Raw genomic sequence first — 21,164 nt, 5'->3', positions numbered from 1 at the left:
ATATCCATTATCTTTGCGCAATTAACAAAATCACTTAATGTTGATGAAAAAGCTTTTTGATGCTTTCGGCGCACTTTACAATGGAGATAATATTGTAAAAATTACTGAGCTACGGTATGTACCTAGATGGCTTGTTATTCTTATTGATATTCTTATTGTTTTATTCTCTATTTTTCTTTCAAATATATTTTTTAATACATTGAATGTGAAGTCGAATTTTGTAGAGTATAGAACAGAAAAAAGGCTTCTGCTTATTTTAGTGAATGTTTCATTTATGTATGTTTTTAAAACATATGCCGGGATTATTAGACACTCAACTTTTTTCGATTTTTTTAAGATTATTTTATCTTCTGGAAGTACACTTATATCACTTCTGGTAATTAATTATGCAACCGAATTGATTTTAGGTAAATCTTTATATTTATATCCTAATCTTTTTTTATACTTTTTGATTTCTGTTTCTATGATGTTCTTCTTTAGAATGGTCACAAAACAATTTTTCAGTTTGTTGATAGATATTAAAGGAGCTTCATCTAAAATAAGAGTAGCGGTAGTGGGAGTAGGGGATGTCTCTGTATCCTTAGCGAGGGCTATTATGCATAACCCTAATTACCCTTATAGATTAGCAGGTTTTCTTACTAATCGATCAGATTCACGTAAAGCTATATTACTAGGGCATAAAATATATAATAAGAAACATTTTTTTGCGAACGAGAAATTGATAAAACAATTTGATGCAGTGCTATTGATTAAAGAAATCATGTCCAAGCAAGAAATTGAAGAGTGGATGACATTGGCATTAGATAAAGGGTTAAAGGTATTGAAATCTCCTACCCTTAGTAAAATGAGAGAATCCGATTTAGTGGGTGGTATTAGCCATCTTCAAATTGAAGATTTACTCAATAGAAAGCCTATTAGAATAGAAAATGAAGAAGTTAAAAGTAGACATTTTGATAAAATAGTATTGGTAACAGGGGGTGCTGGATCTATAGGTAGCGAGATCGTAAGACAGGTTTCTCAATTTAAACCTTCCCTTATTGTCGTTATCGACCAGGCAGAATCTCCTCTTTATGAGCTTGAACTTGAACTTTTGGAAAAATTCCCGGAGCAAAACTTTAAGTTTGTATTAGCCGATATTTCGAATAATAATAGGTTAGAGCAGATATTTGCAACCTACCAATTCTCAATGGTATATCATGCGGCAGCTTATAAGCATGTTCCCATTATTGAAGAGAATCCGCATGAAGCGATCTTTGTGAATATTTTAGGGACGAAGAATGTCGCTTTATTATCTAAAAAATATAACGTAAATCGTTTCGTGATGGTATCTACGGATAAAGCTGTAAATCCTACGAATGTAATGGGGGCCTCAAAAAGGGCGGCAGAGCTTTTTGTACAATCTTTACAAAACACGCCGGGGAATACCACTAAATTTATCACTACCCGTTTTGGAAATGTATTGGGATCTAATGGATCTGTGATTCCACATTTTAGAAAACAAATTGAAAAAGGGGGACCCGTAACAATTACCCATCCGGATATTATCCGATATTTTATGACAATTCCGGAAGCTTGTGAATTGGTTCTTCAAGCAGGTACAATGGGTAACGGAGGCGAGATTTATGTTTTTGATATGGGTGAACCTGTAAAAATACTGGATCTAGCAAAAAGAATGATTAAACTATCTGGATATACTCCGGACATAGATATTAAAATTACTTTCATAGGATTAAGGCCAGGTGAGAAGTTGTATGAGGAGTTATTGAGTAGTAATACTACGACCATTCCTACTCACCATGAAAAGATTATGATTTCTAAAGATCCATTAATGGAATTTGAGGAAGTAGACTTTTTATCTAGACAAATCATAGTAGCTGCAGTAAAGAAAGATAGATTGCAAGTCGTACAAATATTAAAAACGATTGTTCCAGAGTTTATAAGTAATAATTCGGAGTTTGAAGTTTTGGATAAAAAATCTGAAATAAAGCTAAACGGCCTCCAAAATATGTAAATCTAAAAAATATAAATAGTTAATCACATTTTGTTAAAAATTATCTGGAATGAATTTGAAATGCTTTATTTATGGTGTATTGGTTATGGGACTGCTTTCCTGTACGACAAGAAAACAGGAGCTTGGGTATATGAAGGATATTGATAATATTGTATTAGACAACTCTATCAAAAATAGCCGTAATACTTTGCAGCCTGGCGATCAATTGATTATTAGCGTATCTGCAAAAGATTTGGATGTGGTGAAGCCATTCAATCAAAACTATTCATCCAGTAGTACTGTTACACAATACTCTATACCAAGTTCTAATAACCTTGCTCAGCAGCTACCGGTTTCTGGTCCTACGTATATTGTAAACACAGAGGGAAATATTACATTTCCGCAACTAGGGCAAATCAATACAACGAATGAAAACATTGAAACATTTAGAATAAAATTAACTGATCAGTTAAAAAAATATGTGAAGGATCCAATGGTGGATATTAAGCTTATTAATTTTAAAATATCTGTCCTTGGTGAGGTGACAAAGCCTGGAACGTATGTTATTCCGGATGGAAATACTACACTATTAAGTGCCTTAGGATTAGCGGGTGATCTTACACCTTTTGGTTTGAGAAATAATGTTTTGATAGTAAGAAATATAGATGGACAAATTACGAAGGAAAAAATTGATCTTACAAGTGCCAATTTTATCAATTCTCCTTATTACTATTTAAAGCAAAATGATGTCATTTATATCCAACCAAGTGTTATACGAGAAAAAGCGGCAAGATTAGATCCTAATACCGCATTGTATATTTCGGTAGCATCAGTAATAGCGTCTCTAGCGATTGGTATATTGGCTCTTACAAAATAATTATTATTGTTAATTAAACAAGCATAAACGAATTAAAAAATAAACTATTTAGTTCAGAAATATATTAATATATGTTTTTGACTGCTATGAATTTTGAATAATTATGTTATGAATAAAAAGAATATAAAATACTTTATAGTTTTCCTGTTTTTATTGACCGCTTGTAAACCTAAGCAAAATATGGTTTATATGTCTGAAAATAATAATAATATGGATAAAGAAATAGCCCAGGCTAAGTTTCAAGGATTACATATTCAGGAAGGTGATGTTCTTCAGATTTTGGTTTCTGCTCTTGATGAAAATGCAGTGAAACCTTTCAACCTTAATACTGCTAATAAGGTAGGTAGCCCTTCAGTAAATGGACTCAATCAATATGTAGAACCGAGTGAATATGTAGTAAACTCGGAAGGATATATTAATTTTCCGGTGTTAGGAAATATTTATAGTAAGGGAATGACCCAAATACAATTAAAAGAAATACTTGAAAATCGGTTGAAAAGATATCTTCTTGATCCTTTGATTACCATTAATCTTAAAAACTTTAATGTAAGTATTTTAGGTGAGGTTAAAAGTCCTGGACAAAAGGAGAGTACAACCCAGAAGCTGAATATTTTCCAAGCATTAAGTTTAGCTGGGGATATGACGGATAATGGTGACCGCCGAAATATTAAACTAATCAGAACTGAAGATAATGGAAATGAGCAGGTTATTAATTTGGATATTTCAAGATCAGATATTGTAACTTCACCATACTATTATATGAAACAAAATGATGTACTCTATGTACAACCAGACAAAAATAAACAAATACAGGCAAACACAAATCCAAATAGAGCCCTTACCTTCCAGATTGTAGCTTCTGTTGTAGGGGTAGCAGCTGTTCTTGTTGCGTTATTAAAATGATAATCAAATTATGAATCAGATAGAATTTCAAGAAAAGGAAGAAGGATTAGACCTTAGAAAAATTTTCGGACAATATATAAGTAAGTGGCCGTGGTTTGTTTTGTCGGTGTTATTATTTTTAATTGTAGCATATACATATATCCGCTATTCTGTGCCAATGTATCAATCAGAAACTATTCTTAAATTTGATAAGAAGCAGACAGATCTTTCTTCCGCCTTATCAGATCTTGATAATCTAGGGATAGGATTAGGAAATTCAGATGAATTAAAAAGTGAGGCTGCGGTAGTTATTTCTCGTCCAATCCTTACTCGTGTAGTAAGGAATCTAAATCTTAATATTCAATATTTTAGAGAAGGAGAAATTAAAGATGCTGAGTTTTTTGGAGCGATACCTATTACAGCTCAAATTTTAAGTTATAATGATGAGAAAAAATTTGTATCATCAGAATATATAGTGACAGAGATAAAAGGCAGTCAATTTACCTTATGGAATGATAAAGATGGTACAGTAAAAGGTTTTTTTAATCAACCAGTTAAGCTGAACTTTGGGGTTGTGGTATTAAGAAAACATTTTAACCTTTTACCTCATTGGAAGTATAGGATTTCATTTACGACTCCTCTTGAAAAGGTGAAAGAGCTTGAGAAAAAAATCAAGGTTGATCTTCCGGATCAGAAGGCTTTACTTATGAATATTAGTGCCACTGGTGCTGTTCCGGAAAAATCTGAAGCTATTCTTAATGAGGTGACTCGTCAATATAATCTTGATGGATTAAGAGATAAGAATTTGCAAGCTCAGAATACCCAAGAGTTTATTGATAGACGACTAGAAGTTATAACGCGTGATCTTTCTGGTGTTGAAAATAAAAAAGAAGACTTTCAAAATCAAAATAATATTGTTGATCTTCAAGCACAAGCTCAATTGGCCCTTCAAAATACAAGTGACAATACAAAGGCTCTTCTTGAACAACAAACACAGCTCGATCTTATTAACTCTTTGGAGACGGAAGCCTCTAAGAATACGAGTCAGCTTATGCCTTCCAATTTAGGACTTAATCCATCATTGGAACAAGCTATTAATCAGTATAATACTCTTGTAATTAGTAGAAATAAAACTCTTAAGCAAGCAACGAATGAGAACCCTGCTGTAATAGAAATGAATAAAGAACTAAGTTCTTTGAAGGAGATTGTGCGAGATAATATTAATGAACAAAAAGCTACTGTTCAAGCTTCTATATCTCAGATTAACGGGAGAATTTCACAAGATAATCGAGCTATAGGAAGGGTGCCTCAACAATCGAAAGTTTACCGTGGAATAGAGAGACAACAAGCTCTTAAAGAACAACTTTTCTTATTCTTGTTACAGAAAAGAGAAGAAAATGCAATTAATCTTTCGGTAAATGTTCCTAAAGCTAAAATTGTAAACCCAGCATTTACTAAAGATATCCCGGTTTCCCCAAAAAAGAATATTATTTTTTTAGGAGCTATATTGTTAGGTATATTATTCCCTTCTGTTATCTTTTATTTAATTTTCATGTGGGATGATAAGATTTATAATAGAGAAGATATTAAAGAGCATTCGCCATTAGGTGTTTTAGCAGATATACCGAAGTTGAAGAATAATGAAAATCATTTGGTGATGAAAAATGACTTTTCAGAACTTGCTGAAGCTTTCAGGGTACTTGTTTCTAATCTTAAGTTTGTCTTACCTACAAAAGATACAGCTAAGATAGTCATGGTAACTTCTTCTGTGAAAGGGGAAGGTAAGACCTTAATTTCCGTGAATCTTGCTCTTACCTTAGCAAACAAAAATGGAAGGGCTCTCCTTATTGGATCGGATATTAGGAATCCCCAGATTCAACGTTATGATGACGAACAAGTAAAAAGAAAAGGACTTACGGAATATTTATATGATGATTCTGTGGAAGTAGATGAACTTGTTCATACCTCTGATTCAAACCCTTACTGTGATGTAATCTATTCTGGAAGTATCCCCCCGAACCCCCAGGAGTTACTTTCTAATGGAAGATATCAAAAGCTGATTGATGAGATGTCTACTAAATATACTTATATCATTATAGATTCAGCTCCTTTGATGCTTGTTTCAGATACTCTTAGTATATCAAACGTTGCTGATGCCACTTTATATTTAGTGAGAGCAGGAGTAACCCGAAGTTTGATGCTAGATTTTGTTAATGGATTAGTAAAAGACTCAAAAATACCAAATGTATCGTTTATTGTTAATGATGTTTCAAAAACATATGGATATGCCTACAATTATGGTTATGGTTATGGTTATTCCAGAGATAAACAGGACAATTGGTTTAAGAAGCTTTTAAAAAAAAATAAATTAAAATACTAATATTGTTATTTTAGCTTTAATAAAACAAAATCACCATGATGAATAAAAAATTTAAAATTGGAATCATAGGATTAGGGTATGTTGGTTTGCCTTTATCCTGTCTATTTGCAACAAAATACCCTGTGGTAGGATTTGATATCAATGAAGAAAGGATTTCAGAATTAAATAATGGAAAAGACTCTACACTAGAGGTGGAGGAAGATCTACTTCAAAGGGTTTTGTTGAAAGGAAATCCGTTTCATTTAAGAAATTCTGAGAAGAATTTTGAATCGGAAACGCCTACTGTTGCCATAGAACAGGGATTATATTGCTCAAGTAATATAGAAGACATTCAAGATGCCAATATCTATATTGTGACTGTTCCCACACCTGTAGATAAGTATAATCGTCCAGATCTAACACCGCTCTATAAAGCTTCCGCTACTGTAGGACAAGTTTTAAAAAAGGGAGATATTGTGGTGTATGAATCGACAGTATATCCAGGGGTGACAGAAGAAGAATGTGTTCCCGTGCTAGAAAAAGCTTCTGGATTGAAATTTAATGAAGATTTCTTTGCGGGATATTCACCCGAAAGAATTAATCCTGGAGATAAAGAGCATACTGTAGAGAAAATATTGAAAGTAACGTCGGGCTCAACACCGGAAGTAGGAGTATTAATTGATCATTTATATAAATCAGTAATTACTGCAGGAACGCATTTAGCACCGACGATTAAAATTGCTGAAGCCTCTAAAGTAATTGAAAATTCCCAGCGGGATATTAATATTGCTTTTGTGAATGAATTGGCCAAAATTTTTAATTTGTTGGATATTGACACACATGCTGTCCTTGATGCTGCAGGAACTAAATGGAATTTTCTTCCATTTAAACCTGGGTTAGTGGGCGGACATTGTATTGGAGTTGATCCATTTTATCTGGCACAAAAGGCTCAGGATATGGGCTATTACTCTGAGTTAATATTGACTGCTAGAAGGCTTAATGATTCTATGGGAGAATTTGTAGCATCTCAAGTGGTAAAAACAATGATTAAAAAGGGAATTAATATTAGCAAAGCTAAGGTATTGAATTTGGGGATTACATTTAAAGAAAACTGTCCCGATGTAAGGAATACTAAAGCTGTTGATGTTATTAAAGGTTTAGAAGATTATAATATCGAGGTTACAACATATGATCCTTGGGCAAACCCTGCAGAAGTAATGCATGAATACGGAGTCAAATCCGATTCGGATATTGACCAAGTTCGTATAGCTTCGGAAATAGAGAAATATGATGCTATCGTTCTTACAGTGGCTCATAATGAATTTTTAGGATTAGATTTATATGAGTTTTTAAAAGAAGGAGGTGTTATATATGATGTAAAGGGAATTTTAAAAGAAGTAGATAATAGGTTATAAATAATTATGATAACAAAGCATCTAATTATATTTGGTACACGTCCAGAGGCCATTAAAATGGCACCATTAGTAAAAGAGTTTAAAAAACATACAGAATTTGAGACTAGAGTTTGTGTAACGGCTCAGCACCGAGAAATGCTTGATCAGGTATTGTCATTTTTTGATATTCAGCCGGATTATGATCTCAATTTAATGAAACCTAATCAAAATCTGTATTCATTAACGGCTGATATCATTACCGAAATGAGAACCGTTTTAGAGGACTTTAAGCCAGATTTTATTTATGTGCATGGAGATACTACAACAACAATGGCAGCGAGTATAGCCGGTTTTTATTCAGGTGCAAAAGTATGTCATGTGGAAGCCGGTTTGCGAACTCATGATAAACGTTCTCCTTTTCCAGAGGAAATCAATCGACAAGTGGCAGGTCGTATTTCGGATTATCATTTTGCTCCTACCGAGCAATCTAAAGATAATTTGTTAAATGAAAATGTTTCTCAGAACAATATTATCATTACAGGAAATACGGTAATTGATGCCTTATTGGATAGCTCGGAAAGAGTGAATGTAATACAAAATGATGAAATTGAAACTGTTAAGTCAATCGTTGATTCCGACAAAAAATTAATTTTAGTTACAGGACATCGTAGAGAAAACCATGGAGTAGGCTTTATTAATATTTGTGAAGCTCTAAAAGAGATAGCAATGGCCAATTCTGATGTTCAGATTATTTATCCTGTGCATCTGAATCCAAATGTTAAAGGACCGGTATATGAAATTTTATCAGGGATTAGTAATATCAGGTTAATTGAACCTTTAGCCTATCCTGCTTTTGTATGGCTAATGGCAAAATCTTATATGATTATTACGGATTCGGGAGGAGTGCAAGAAGAAGCACCAAGTTTGGGTAAACCAGTACTGGTAATGCGTGATACAACAGAACGTCCAGAAGCTGTAGAGGCAGGAACTGTTATATTAGTAGGAACAGATAAAAATAAAATTATTTCTGAAGCACAAAGCTTATTAACAGATACAACACGCTATCAAAATATGTCTGCTTTACATAATCCTTATGGAGATGGAAAAGCGTCTCAGCGTATTGCTCAATTTATTAAAACAAAATATTAGCATTTAAAATTAAAAATAGAAGTATGCAACCAAAAGTAGTAACGATCGGTTTAGGATATATAGGATTACCTACATCGGCATTGATTGCCAATAATGGAGTATCAGTACATGGAGTAGATATTTCTCAACATGTAGTGGATACAATTAATGAAGGGAAAATTCATATTGTAGAACCCGATTTGGATCAAGCTGTTGCAAAAGCAGTAAAAGAAGGCTATTTAAAAGCTGATATTAAACCTGTAGTTGCAGATACTTATTTAGTAGTTGTACCCACACCTTTTAAAGGGAATTATGAGCCAGATATTTCATATGTTAAAGCAGCTACAGAAGGAATTATTCCTCTTTTAAAAGAAGGTGACTTATATATTGTAGAGTCTACATCCCCAGTTGGAACCACTGAAAAAATGATGGACTTAATTTTCTTAAAGCGTCCAGAATTAGAAGGAAAAATTTATTTAGCATATTGTCCTGAAAGAGTATTGCCAGGTAATGTAATGTATGAATTGGTCAACAATGATCGTGTGATTGGAGGTGTAAATGAAGAATCAACCCAGAAAGCACTGGCATTTTATAGACAATTTGTAAAGGGAGAATTACATCCTACTAATGCGCGTACTGCGGAAATGTGTAAACTAACCGAAAACTCATCTCGAGATGTACAAATTGCCTTTGCGAATGAATTGTCTTTAATATGTGATAAAGCCAATATTAACGTATGGGAGCTGATCAATTTAGCAAATAAACATCCAAGAGTTAATATTCTTCAGCCAGGATGTGGTGTAGGAGGACATTGTATTGCTGTTGATCCTTATTTTTTAACAGCAGATTTTCCAATGGAGTCGCGTATTATTGCACAAGCACGTGAAACGAATAATTATAAATCATTTTGGTGTGCAGAGAAGGTAAAGAATACACGTCTGGAGTTCGAATTGAAATATGGACGCCAGCCTTCCATTGCATTAATGGGGCTCGCTTTCAAACCCAATATTGATGATTTGAGAGAATCTCCGGCTATTCATATTACAGAACGTGTACTTCAGGATTCTGGTGATGCAGATTTATATATCGTAGAACCCAATGTACATGAACATAAAGTTTTTAAATTAACTGATTATAATGAAGCTGCAGCAAAAGCGGATATTATTGTTTTATTAGTGGCTCATAATGAATTTAAAAATCTTTCATTTAAAGAAAATCAGCAGGTGCTGGATTTCTGTGGGGTTACTAAATAAGATTAGAATAAAAACATGTAATGATTGTCAATAAACTAATAGAGAGATTTAATAATCCTATCTATAAAGATTCTGTTTGGGCTATTATAGGCAACTTATCTTTAAGAGGATTAGGTTTATTAGGATCTATATTTGTCGCTAGAATTTTAGGAAGTAAAATTTTTGGTGAATATGGAGCCATAAAGAACACCATTGTATCGATTGCAATCTTTACAACTTTTGGTCTTGGCTATACTGCTACAAAATATATTGCTGATCTGGCTTCTAGTAGAAGTAAACAAATTCATCAATTTATTACTAAATCTATTAAGATTACTTTTATTCTGAGTTTAACAATATCATTATTTATGATCATTCTGCCAAAGATTGTATCAGAAGATATTTTAAAAACGCCACATTTAACAAATCTAATCAGATATGTTTCTGTATGGGTAATTTTCAATGCACTTACTACGCTTCAAATTGGAATTATTTCAGGGTTTGGAGAATATAAGAATATGGCTAAAATAAATACGGTTGTTGGCCTCTTTACTTTTGCTACAAGTGTTATTTTTACTTGGTTTTATAGATTAGAAGGCGCTATTTTTTCCTTAATTATTTCTCAGATATTTAATTACTTTTTGTATTATTTATTACTTAGAAAAATTAAGAAAAAATACCACTTTATTGAAGAAAGTGAGACCAATGAGATTAGTTATAAATCGATTATTAATTTTTCTTTGCCAATAGCACTTCAGGAGATGGTATATTCTCTAACTTCCTGGTTATTAACAATATTAATTATTAAGTTTTCTAATTTTTCTGAATTGGGGGTGTATACAGCTGCGATCCAATGGTCTTCAGTAGTTTTATTTATTCCGGTGGTATTAAGAAATGTGATTTTATCTAATTTGTCAAAAGAAAAAGATCAAAAAAATCACAATAATGTTATCAAAAAAATGTTGATGCTGAATCTTGTATTTACACTAGTTCCTATAGTCATTATATTTTTATTTTCAGGAACTATTAAAAACGTGTACGGAGAATCATTTTCGAAAATAAATTCGGTGTTATATATAGCGTTGTTTTCTACCATTTTTATAAGCTTAAATAGTGTGTACTCGCAGGCATATATGTCAGTAGGTAAAAACTGGATTATGTTTGTATTTAGATTGTTTAGAGATATGACCATCATTGGGTTAGGTATATATCTTATGGTAAATGATAAGTTTTTGGGAGGAGCTATGTCAATGGCATGGGCAACTTTGATTGCTAATTTGCTATTTTTGGTATTTATGGCTGTATATTATCATAAAAAATTAAATAGATATGGCTAATTTTATTGTCAATTTATTAATATTAATAATCGTTTTCATACTGAGGGATGAGGAGTTGAGAAATGTGATGGGATTCATTTATCTCTTTCAGTATGGATGGTTCATCTATTTAACGAATAAAACTAATAAGTATAAAGTTTTAACTCAATATCTAAAACCTAGTTTTCTTATTGTAACATATGTATGTATCAACTGTGGTATAGGAAGTTTTACTTTAGATGGTGAATACGGAATTCTTAAGCATATGATAAGAATTTTTAATACCGCAGAAAACTTTAATTTAGCAAATGCCTATTTGCTTTTTTGTAATTATATTGTGTATGAAGTAGGTAATTATTTTACTTATAAATATAGGAAATTTAATTTCGAGAAAAGCTACGAGAAATTAAAAATTAAAAAATCAGTATTGGTATTAGCTATTTTGGTTTTCTTGATTTTTTCCTTCATCGAATTTGATTTATCATTTGTAGGAGGGGTAGGAAGTTTTTCTTATTTACCTAAGGTGGTTTCATTCATTTTTATATTGATATACTTATCCTCTAATAAAGTTAATTTTAGGATTATATATTATTTCATATCCTTGATCGTTTTTGCACTTGTAAGTTATGAATCAAAAAGAGAAATTATTTTTATTCTAGTTATTGTTGTTTTTATAGAAAATGTATATAATCCAATAAAGTTTAGCATAAATTTAAAATCTATTTTGTTGGGTACTTTTGCATTTTCCGTTTTCTTCTTTTTTATTATAGTTTCATCTATTAATCGAGGGTATGGTAGCTATGATACTAACAATATTATTGATGCAGTAAAATATATACCAGATTATGTGAGTTCGGATTTATTTAAAGATGCAGTAGCAGAAAACTTTGAGGTAAATGCAGTATATGGTAATGCCCTAAATGCAGCAGATTTATACATGTCTGATAAGCAAGAAACATTATATGGAGAAACATTTTTAAAAGCATTATTCGTTCCCATTCCTCGCCAGGTATTCGATTACAAGCCAGATTCTATGATACAGCTTTATTCTCCTTTGGTTTATACAGGTAAAGACTTTTATATTACTTTTCCCGTATTGGTTTATTCAGAATTGTTATGGAATTTTGGTATTTTCTTTTTTATAGGATTGATATTAATCGTGTATGTTCTTGAAAAAATATTCTATTCAAATTATTTTAATTTAAATAAAAAACTTTCTCTCAAATTAATTTTAGGATTGGTTGTGTATACCATTTTCTTACAGTTTGTAAGAGGATCCGGATTAGACATTTTAGTAACATATGTTATTATTTCTATTCCTTTTATTAGTCTTTTTATTACTGTAAACAGGTTGAAAATATAATATTTTATTATGGATAATACGAAAAAAAGGGACTTGTTATATATAATTAAGTTTGTCTTTTCGAGAGCAAATTTTTATAAAGTATATAAATCTAATGTATAAATAGATTGATATACTGAAAAATCTGTTTACAAGTAACTCTTATTTATAATAATCGAAGAATATATTTTGATTTAAAAATAAAATGAATGAAATGAGCTATCAGAATAAAAAAACAAATAAAATACTTGTTATTTCACAAGCTATTAATCAACCAAGAATTATTAATAGAATTAAATCACTTTCAAAACAATATGAAAATGTTGAAGTTTATAGCTTTAAAAGAAATAAATATGATACAAAAAATTATATTAATTTATTAGATGATAAGGTAAGAATAAAAATTATAGGTGAAATTCAAGATGGTATATATATAAATCGTATAGGACTCTATACTAAACTTATAATATTATTAGTACGTAAAGTATTTTCTAAATATGACATTTATTCTTTTGGTTTGGATTCTGGTATATTATCTCTACTTTTTATTAGAAGTTATAAAGTTTATGAAATCAGTGATATTAAATGGTTATATTCCAAAGGTATTTTGCGAAATATTCAAAAAAGAATAGATTATTTAGTATGTAATTATTCCGATAAAATTAATTTCACCTCGGAAGGTTTTTATTTGAAATATTATTCTTTTATTTCTGAAAAAAAAATATCTATTATTGAGAATAAGTTTAAAACCTATAATCTTGTTAATCCGATTGGAAGTATTTATGAAAAAAATATATCTATCGCTTATGTAGGTGCACTTAGATATAAAAATATATTAGAGAACGTTCTTAATATTATTTCAGAAAGAAACTATATCGAGCTTAATTTTTATGGTGAAGGAAGTGAAGAAGTAAACAATTTGGTTAAAGATTATGCATCTCGCTATGATAATATACAATTTCATGGTAAGTTTAGAAATCCCGATGATCTGGAAAGAATATATAAAGGGACAAATATTAATTTTGTTTGTTATGATAATACTTTAGAAAATGAAAGAGTAGCTTTACCAAATAAATATTATGAATCAGGTTTTTTTAATATACCTATTGTGTGTTCAAAGAATACTTTTTTATCGACATTAGTTGAAAAAAACAACATGGGATGGTCTATTGATATTGATTATGATAGTTTGAAATGTTTTTTTGATAATCTAACTGTTACTGATCTCAAAAAAAAACATGATAACATAAAGTTATTAGATAAAAAGATATTTATAAAATGAAAATAAAAGATAAAACTCTCCTCATCACTGGGGGAACAGGGTCGTTCGGAACGGCTGTACTTAACCGTTTTTTACAAACAGATCATTTTAAAGAAATACGTATTTTTTCTCGTGATGAGAAGAAGCAAGATGATATGCGTAACTTGTATAAAAACGATAAAATTAAGTATTATATTGGAGATGTACGAGAGTATACTTCAGTAGAGCCTGCTACAAGAGGTGTTGATTATATATTTCATGCAGCAGCATTGAAACAAGTGCCATCATGTGAATTTTTTCCCATGCAAGCTGTAAAAACAAATGTAGAAGGAACTCAAAATGTAATTCGTGCAGCAGCGACAAATCATGTAAAGAAGGTGATTTGTTTGTCTACTGACAAAGCAGCATATCCTATCAATGCGATGGGAATTTCAAAAGCCATGATGGAGAAAGTAGCGGTAGCAGAAGCACGTAACTTACAAGATACGGTGGTTTGTTTAACACGTTATGGAAATGTAATGGCCTCTCGGGGGTCTGTAATTCCTTTGTTTTTAAATCAAATTCAAAAAGGAGAACCGATTACCATTACGGATCCCTATATGTCTCGTTTTTTTATGTCATTAGAAGACGCTGTAGATTTAGTATTATTTGCTTTTGAAAATGGAAATCCGGGTGATTTATTTGTCAATAAAGCGCCTGCTGGTTCAATTGGTGATTTAGCTAAAGCTTTGATAGAATTAACAGGTAAAGAAGTTCCTATCAAGATTATAGGAACTAGACATGGGGAGAAATTATATGAAACACTTTGTACTCGAGAAGAAATGATGAAAGCAGAAGATATGGGCGATTTTTACCGTGTACCTGCGGATAATCGTGATTTGAATTATGCGAAATATTTTTCTGAAGGGGAAGAAGATATCTCAAAAATAGAGGACTATCATTCACATAATACTGAGCAAGAAGGAGTAGAAGGTTTGAAAAAACTCATCTCAAAATTACCCTTAATTCGTAAAGAAATTTTTGGGGAAGATGTGATGCAATATCCTTAGTAATCATATTTTTATAACGCTTAAAACTAATGACGGATAAAATGATACACCAAGGAGATAAATATGAAGATCAACGAGGGATAATTACTTATAATAATGAATTTGATACACAGAATGTCAAACGTATTTATACCATAGAGAATCATAATACAAGTTTTATTCGAGGTTGGCAAGGACATAAAATTGAGCAACGTTGGTTTGCTGCAATGAAAGGTAAATTTGAAATTTCTGTTATTCAAGTAGATGATTTTGATAAACCATCCAAAACATTACCGATTCAGAAATTTATGCTGGATGATCAATCCTTAACTTATCTTCATGTTCCGGCAGGTTGTATTACAGCGATACAAGCCGAAGAAGAGAACAGTAAGTTATTAGTACTTGCAGATTATAAGCTCGGAGAAATACATGATGAGTATCGTTTTGAGTTAGATTACTTCGAAATGTAAGGATTAGAATAGTAGATTATATATAATAAATGAGTAACACATCACCAATCATGAATAATCAATCGCCAAAAAAGATTGGAATTACAGGACAAAAAGGTTTCGTAGGGAGCCATTTATATAATACGTTAGGATTGTTTCCTGAGGAATTCGAACGTGTAGAATTTCAGAAAGAGTATTTTGAAGAAACTGATAAATTAGATGAATTTGTTTCACAATGTGATGTAATTGTTCATTTGGCGGCATTAAATCGTCATGATTCAGAACAATTTATTTACGAAATGAATGTGGGTTTAGCTCAAAAATTAGTAGATTCATTAAAAAGAACAAATTCAAAAGCCCATGTATTAATTTCCTCTTCTACACAAGAAGAAAGAGATAATTTATATGGAAAATCCAAGAGAGAAGGTCGTCAGGCCATTGCGAATTGGGCACAAGAAAATGGGGGAAATGTAACAGGTCTAATTATTCCGAATGTATTTGGGGCTTTTGGTAAACCTTATTATAACTCGTTTATTGCGACTTTCTGCTATCAATTAACACATGGAGAAACTCCTACTATTGCTACGGATGGAGAGGTAAAGCTTATTTATGTACAAGAATTAGTCTATACAATTATTAATGAAATCCGTTCTGAGAAAAGTAATCCTGAGCTATTAATCGAACCTACCTCAACAAAGAAGGTCTCGGAGGTTTTGGCTTTACTAAATGATTATAAAACAAGATATTTCGATGGAGGAGAAATTCCGGTTTTGAACAATCAGTTTGAACATAATTTATTCAATACCTATCGTTCCTATATCGATCACAAAACTCATTATCCTGTAAAATTTGTACAGCATACAGATCCTAGGGGAGCTTTTGTTGAAGTAATTCGTTTGGGAATAGGTGGACAATGTTCGTTCTCTACAACTGTTCCTGAGATTACCAGAGGAAATCATTATCATACCCGTAAAATAGAACGTTTTGCTGTTATTAAAGGGAAAGCATTGATACAATTAAGAAAAATAGATACAGATGAAACATTAGATTTTTATCTGGATGGAACAGAACCTGCATATGTGGATATGCCTATTTGGTATACTCATAATATTAAAAATATAGGAGAAGAAGATTTGTATACCATATTTTGGATTGATGAACCTTTTAATCCGGAAGATGCAGATACCTATTTTTTAGAAGTTTAAAAATATTACAAATTAATGAAAAAGCTAAGAGTAATGACGGTGGTGGGGACACGACCAGAAATTATAAGATTATCAAGAGTATTGTCAGCATTGGATGCGTCTGAAGCTGTAGACCATATCATTGTTCATACCGGACAAAATTATGATTACGAATTAAATCAAATTTTCTTTGAAGATTTGGGACTTCGTAAACCAGATTATTTTTTAGAAGCGGCGGGAAAAACAGCTACAGAAACTGTTGGAAATATTTTAATTAAAATTGATCCGCTTTTAGAGGAGTTACAACCTGATGCATTTTTGGTTTTAGGAGATACAAACTCTTGTTTGTGCGCGATACCAGCTAAAAAACGTCATATTCCTATTTTCCATATGGAAGCAGGTAACAGATGTTTTGATCAGCGAGTACCGGAAGAAACCAATCGTAAAATTGTAGATCATACGGCAGATGTTAACTTAACTTATTCGGATATTGCTCGTGAATATTTACTAAGAGAAGGATTGCCTGCGGACAGAATTATTAAAACAGGTTCTCCCATGTATGAGGTACTTAATCATTATTTACCTGAAATTGAAGCGTCCCATGTTTTGGATAAATTAAATTTAGAGAAAGGTAAGTTTTTTGTGGTATCATCTCATCGTGAAGAAAATATAAACTCGGAAAAAAACTTTAAAGGATTGATGACTTCTTTAAATGCGATTGCAGAGAAGTATAATTATCCAATTATCGTTTCAACACATCCTCGAACAAGAAGTATGATTGAAAAAATGAAGATGGAGATGCGTCCGGAGATTCAATTCTTGAAACCTCTAGGTTTTCATGATTATAACGCACTTCAAAAATATGCATATGCCGTGTTATCTGATTCTGGGACGATTTCTGAAGAATCTTCTATATTGAATTTCAGAGCTCTTAATATTCGTCAGGCTCATGAACGTCCGGAAGCAATGGAAGAAGCTTCTGTAATGATGGTTGGCCTTTCTCCGGAGCGTATTATGCAAGGATTGACACAAGTCCTAAGACAAAAAGTAGGAGAGGAACGTAATTTTCGTAATGTAGCAGATTATTCGATGCCGAATGTTTCCGAAAAAGTAGTTCGTATCATTATTTCATATACTGATTATATTAAGAGAACCGTTTGGTCAGAAGAAATTTAAACAGATGAATGTACTTTTTTTAACCCTTGTAGAAATTGATTCCGTTGAAGATAGAGGAATTTATCAAGATTTACTTCGTAAATTTCGAAATGAAGGGCATAATGTTACCATTGTGACTCCTGTGGAAAGACGAAAGGGAATATCTACGAATTATAAAGTAAAAGATGGGGTATCAATTCTTCAAGTTAAAACACTTAACATTCAAAAAGCCCATATAATTGAGAAAGGAATTGGGACATTAGCAATAGAATATCAGTATCTTCTTGCTATAAAGAAATATGCTTCAGATAAAAAATTTGACTTAGTTTTATATTCAACTCCTCCGATTACTTTTGCAAAAGTAATTTCATACATCAAAAAACGAGATCATGCGTATTCCTATCTTCTCTTGAAGGATATTTTTCCTCAAAATGCAGTAGATATTGGAATGCTGAAAGAAAAAGGTTTTTTACACCGTCAGTTTTTGAATAAAGAAAAAAAACTATATCAAATATCGGATACTATAGGTTGTATGTCTCCTGCAAATGCTGAGTTTATTTTAAGGCATAATCCTGAAATCAATTCTCAAAAAGTAGAAGTAAATCCAAATACGATTGAACCTATTGAGATTAATTATACTGATGAAGAAAAAAAGAGTATTCGTCAACAATATCAGATCCCAATCGATAAAAGGGTGTTGGTGTATGGTGGAAATTTAGGAAAGCCTCAGGGGGTAGATTTTTTATTGGAAACTATTGCTGGAACAAAAAATGAAAATGCCTTTTTCTTAATTGTAGGTAACGGTACTGAATTTCCTAAAATTAAACAATGGTTTGAAACAAATAATCCTCCAAATGCAAAGTTATTACAAAGCTTACCCAAAGAAGATTATGATAAACTATTAGCTTCTAGTGATATAGGATTGATTTTCTTAGATGAAAATTTTTTAATACCTAATTTTCCATCAAGATTATTATCGTATCTTGAAATGCAAAAGCCGGTAATTACGGCTACAGATCCTAATACTGATATTGGTGATATTGTAGAGAAAAATGGTTGCGGTTTGAAAGTGTTAGCAGGAGATATTCATGCTATGAATAAGGCGGTGGATACATTAGTTTCTGAGAATTTGAAAACTTTTCAAGAAAATTGTATTTCACTATTGCATAACGAATATTTAGTTGATAAATCATATCAGTTAATAATAAAAAGAATACTTTAAAATGTATAAAAGCTTTTTCAAAAGGGTAGTAGATTTTACAACAGCTTTCATAGGGTTGATGATTTTATCTCCTATCTTTATTGGAGTAACAATAGGACTATATTTTGCTAATCAAGGGACGCCCTTCTTTTTTCAAACACGTCCCGGCAGAAATGAAAAGAGATTCAAAGTGATCAAGTTCAAAACAATGAACGATAAAAAAGATAGCCAGGGTAATATGTTACCAGACTCAGAAAGATTGACAACGATTGGTAGTATCTTACGTAAAACATCATTGGATGAAATCCCACAATTAATCAATGTATTGAAAGGGGATATGTCATTGATAGGTCCAAGGCCTCTTTTGGAAAAATATTTACCTTATTATACTCAAGAAGAAAAAATAAGACATACTGTAAGACCCGGAATTACGGGTTGGGCCCAGCTGCAAGGGAGAAATACTTTAAAATGGGATGACCGATTGGCATATGATATAGAATATGTAAATAACATTTCTTTTTCTTTTGATTTAAAAATCTTTTTCTTAACTATAAAAAAAGTATTTAAATCAGAAGGTGTAATAATGGATCCAAGATCCATAATGAAAGATTTAGATGAAGAAAGATCTGATTGTTAGTGAACTAAAAGATGCTCGTTATCTAGAAGAAATAGTAACAATGCATCGAGATATATTTCTAGGAACAGAGTTGTACGGAAAGTTGATGTATTTTGATGAAAATTTTCCGGATTATTTTAAAAAAGTCTTAGAAAGTAAAAATGACTATATTGTTGGAGTCTTCAAAGATGAAAGTATTATGGGATTTCTACATTTAAAAAAAATAGAAAAGACGTTGTTTCTGAATAATATTTTTTTTAAAGAAGAAATTAGAGGAGGCGGAATAGGAACAGATACTTTAAGAGAAGTACTTACAAAGCCATTTGTTACATTAGAAGGTTTTGAATATCTAGAATTAGATGTTTTCGAATCAAATGTACTTGCTAAAAAATGGTATAATAAGCTGGGACTATTAGACGTAAGTACTAGTGATTGGTATTTTCTTCAAAGTAAAAAGAAGGAGGATTGTAATGGAGATTTTAAAATAAATGAGGATATAAATAATTTTAAAAGTTTATATTATAATGATCATAAAGTGGCAACATTTGTCAATGACTCCTATATAATTGCTCACGATACTATTGCATTACAATATAAGTCTTCTGCTCAATTTATTTATAGAACAGTCAAAAATGAGAATGCTATAGTTAATAATATGAAATTTGATTCTTCAACAAGAATGCGTGGAAATATTTCAAGTATAATTGATAAAATACAATGTTTAATTTCGAAGTAATCCAAAATAATTCCCCGAGGTGGAATGAGATAGTTAAGCAAGCTAAGGTTTTTGATTTTCATCACACCTCATACTTTCATCAGATAGATACTGATTTTGATACCCAATTGCTATATTTTTATAGTGATAATGAATTTATTGCGTTACCAGTAGTGATCCGGCCAATTGAAGGTACAAAATATGTTGATTTGACTTCAGTATATGGATATTCGGGACCCTTATCTTATTTTAACAATGACGTTTCAAAAAATGAACTTATTCATTTCTTTAAAACATCATTTATTGATTATTGTACACAGAATAATATTATTTCTGTTTTTTCTCGCCTTCATCCTCTGATATCAGAACAAAAAGATATTTTGGGTGGCTTGGGAGAGATATTGGATTTAAATAAAACAGTTTCTATAGATTTGACAATTGATCAGGTAGAACAACGTCAAGCATACAGAAAGTCACTCAAATCTGAGCTCAATCAGTTGAGACGAAAAGAAATTATTGTTGAATCTGTGAGTACTTCTCATGATATTGATGCTTTTATAGCGATTTATTATGAAACGATGGATCGTGTAAGTGCGAGTCCTAATTATTATTTTTCTAAAAAATATTTTTATGATTTTTTGAATAATGATGATTTTCAGGCAAGATTATTAGTAGCAAAAAATAATGATAAGGTAATAGCAGGAGCTATTTTTACCCATACAGATAAAATAATGCAATACCATTTAGCAGGGACAACAGAAGAGTATATTAAGGATACTCCCATGAAGTTGATTTTGGATGAAGCCCGCTTAGTAGGAAATGAAAGCTCTGCGGAAAGCTTACATTTAGGAGGCGGAGTAGGAGGAAGTGATGATGATTCTTTATTTAAATTTAAATCTGCCTTTTCAAAAAACTTCAAACAGTTTTCGGTATGGAAATATATCGTAAATACTGAAGTATATGATCAATTATCAAAGGATAAAGAACACTCAAATTTCTTTCCATTATATAGAAGTTAGACAGAGCAATCTTATC

Annotated in this window: 18 protein-coding genes; all 18 read left to right on the top strand. The window is 31.5% G+C overall.

The window, feature by feature from the left end; translation table 11 throughout:
• The first annotated feature begins 43 nt into the window (after nucleotides 1-43).
• The 18 genes from CHRY9293_RS01395 (at nucleotide 44) to CHRY9293_RS01310 (ending at nucleotide 21,148) form a co-directional block, all read left to right on the top strand.
• Nucleotides 44-2,011 (top strand): polysaccharide biosynthesis protein, encoded by a 1,968-nt coding sequence (locus CHRY9293_RS01395; RefSeq protein ID WP_162031276.1) that lies wholly within the window; start codon nucleotides 44-46, stop codon nucleotides 2,009-2,011.
• Between the two features lie 49 nt (nucleotides 2,012-2,060).
• Nucleotides 2,061-2,867 carry a polysaccharide biosynthesis/export family protein gene (locus CHRY9293_RS01390; RefSeq protein ID WP_162031275.1) on the top strand — a complete coding sequence of 269 codons (807 nt, stop codon included), beginning with the start codon at nucleotides 2,061-2,063 and terminating at the stop codon, nucleotides 2,865-2,867.
• Nucleotides 2,868-3,056: 189 nt separating this feature from the next.
• Nucleotides 3,057-3,770, top strand: a complete 714-nt coding sequence (locus tag CHRY9293_RS01385; RefSeq protein ID WP_228442069.1) for a polysaccharide biosynthesis/export family protein — start codon at nucleotides 3,057-3,059, stop codon at nucleotides 3,768-3,770.
• 10 nt (nucleotides 3,771-3,780) lie between these two features.
• Nucleotides 3,781-6,129 carry a GumC family protein gene (locus tag CHRY9293_RS01380; protein ID WP_162031274.1) on the top strand — a complete coding sequence of 783 codons (2,349 nt, stop codon included), beginning with the start codon at nucleotides 3,781-3,783 and terminating at the stop codon, nucleotides 6,127-6,129.
• A 38-nt stretch (nucleotides 6,130-6,167) separates the two neighbouring features.
• Nucleotides 6,168-7,523 carry a nucleotide sugar dehydrogenase gene (locus CHRY9293_RS01375; protein WP_162031273.1) on the top strand — a complete coding sequence of 452 codons (1,356 nt, stop codon included), beginning with the start codon at nucleotides 6,168-6,170 and terminating at the stop codon, nucleotides 7,521-7,523.
• Nucleotides 7,524-7,529: 6 nt separating this feature from the next.
• Entirely contained in the window at nucleotides 7,530-8,651 is a 1,122-nt protein-coding gene (wecB, locus tag CHRY9293_RS01370) for a non-hydrolyzing UDP-N-acetylglucosamine 2-epimerase (RefSeq protein ID WP_394351016.1), read from the top strand.
• Between the two features lie 23 nt (nucleotides 8,652-8,674).
• Entirely contained in the window at nucleotides 8,675-9,883 is a 1,209-nt protein-coding gene (wecC, locus tag CHRY9293_RS01365) for a UDP-N-acetyl-D-mannosamine dehydrogenase (RefSeq protein WP_162031272.1), read from the top strand.
• A gap of 20 nt (nucleotides 9,884-9,903) precedes the next feature.
• Nucleotides 9,904-11,199: an oligosaccharide flippase family protein gene (locus CHRY9293_RS01360; protein WP_162031271.1), complete on the top strand. Its 1,296-nt coding sequence runs from the start codon at nucleotides 9,904-9,906 to the stop codon at nucleotides 11,197-11,199.
• On the top strand, nucleotides 11,192-12,541 hold the full coding sequence (locus CHRY9293_RS01355; protein ID WP_162031270.1) for a hypothetical protein: 1,350 nt from the start codon (nucleotides 11,192-11,194) through the stop codon (nucleotides 12,539-12,541). Before CHRY9293_RS01360 ends, CHRY9293_RS01355 begins: the two co-directional genes overlap by 8 nt.
• 193 nt (nucleotides 12,542-12,734) lie before the next feature.
• Entirely contained in the window at nucleotides 12,735-13,802 is a 1,068-nt protein-coding gene (locus CHRY9293_RS01350) for a glycosyltransferase family protein (RefSeq protein ID WP_162031269.1), read from the top strand.
• Nucleotides 13,799-14,830: a polysaccharide biosynthesis protein gene (locus CHRY9293_RS01345; RefSeq protein ID WP_162031268.1), complete on the top strand. Its 1,032-nt coding sequence runs from the start codon at nucleotides 13,799-13,801 to the stop codon at nucleotides 14,828-14,830. Before CHRY9293_RS01350 ends, CHRY9293_RS01345 begins: the two co-directional genes overlap by 4 nt.
• A gap of 41 nt (nucleotides 14,831-14,871) precedes the next feature.
• Complete coding sequence (locus tag CHRY9293_RS01340) at nucleotides 14,872-15,279, top strand: WxcM-like domain-containing protein (RefSeq protein ID WP_228455438.1); 408 nt, start codon at nucleotides 14,872-14,874, stop codon at nucleotides 15,277-15,279.
• A 50-nt stretch (nucleotides 15,280-15,329) separates the two neighbouring features.
• Nucleotides 15,330-16,463 (top strand): polysaccharide biosynthesis C-terminal domain-containing protein, encoded by a 1,134-nt coding sequence (locus CHRY9293_RS01335; RefSeq protein ID WP_162031465.1) that lies wholly within the window; start codon nucleotides 15,330-15,332, stop codon nucleotides 16,461-16,463.
• Nucleotides 16,464-16,478: 15 nt separating this feature from the next.
• On the top strand, nucleotides 16,479-17,618 hold the full coding sequence (wecB, locus tag CHRY9293_RS01330) for a non-hydrolyzing UDP-N-acetylglucosamine 2-epimerase (protein WP_162031266.1): 1,140 nt from the start codon (nucleotides 16,479-16,481) through the stop codon (nucleotides 17,616-17,618).
• Between the two features lie 4 nt (nucleotides 17,619-17,622).
• A complete protein-coding gene (locus CHRY9293_RS01325) occupies nucleotides 17,623-18,819 on the top strand; it encodes a glycosyltransferase family 4 protein (RefSeq protein WP_162031265.1) in 1,197 nt (398 codons plus the stop codon).
• Between the two features lies 1 nt (nucleotide 18,820).
• Complete coding sequence (locus CHRY9293_RS01320; RefSeq protein ID WP_162031264.1) at nucleotides 18,821-19,435, top strand: sugar transferase; 615 nt, start codon at nucleotides 18,821-18,823, stop codon at nucleotides 19,433-19,435.
• Nucleotides 19,413-20,150, top strand: coding sequence for a GNAT family N-acetyltransferase (locus CHRY9293_RS01315; RefSeq protein WP_162031263.1), 738 nt, complete (start codon nucleotides 19,413-19,415; stop codon nucleotides 20,148-20,150). Before CHRY9293_RS01320 ends, CHRY9293_RS01315 begins: the two co-directional genes overlap by 23 nt.
• The gene (locus CHRY9293_RS01310) at nucleotides 20,132-21,148 is read left to right on the top strand and encodes a GNAT family N-acetyltransferase (protein ID WP_162031262.1); all 1,017 of its coding nucleotides are present in this window, start codon (nucleotides 20,132-20,134) and stop codon (nucleotides 21,146-21,148) included. Before CHRY9293_RS01315 ends, CHRY9293_RS01310 begins: the two co-directional genes overlap by 19 nt.
• The last annotated feature ends 16 nt before the right edge of the window (nucleotides 21,149-21,164 follow it).

Origin of the sequence: Chryseobacterium potabilaquae, from assembly GCF_902728265.1 — a bacterium.
In the GTDB taxonomy this organism is placed as follows: Bacteria; Bacteroidota; Bacteroidia; order Flavobacteriales; family Weeksellaceae; genus Chryseobacterium; species Chryseobacterium potabilaquae.
Note: the sequence above shows the minus strand (reverse complement) of the source record. Positions and strands in the feature narration are given on the sequence as shown.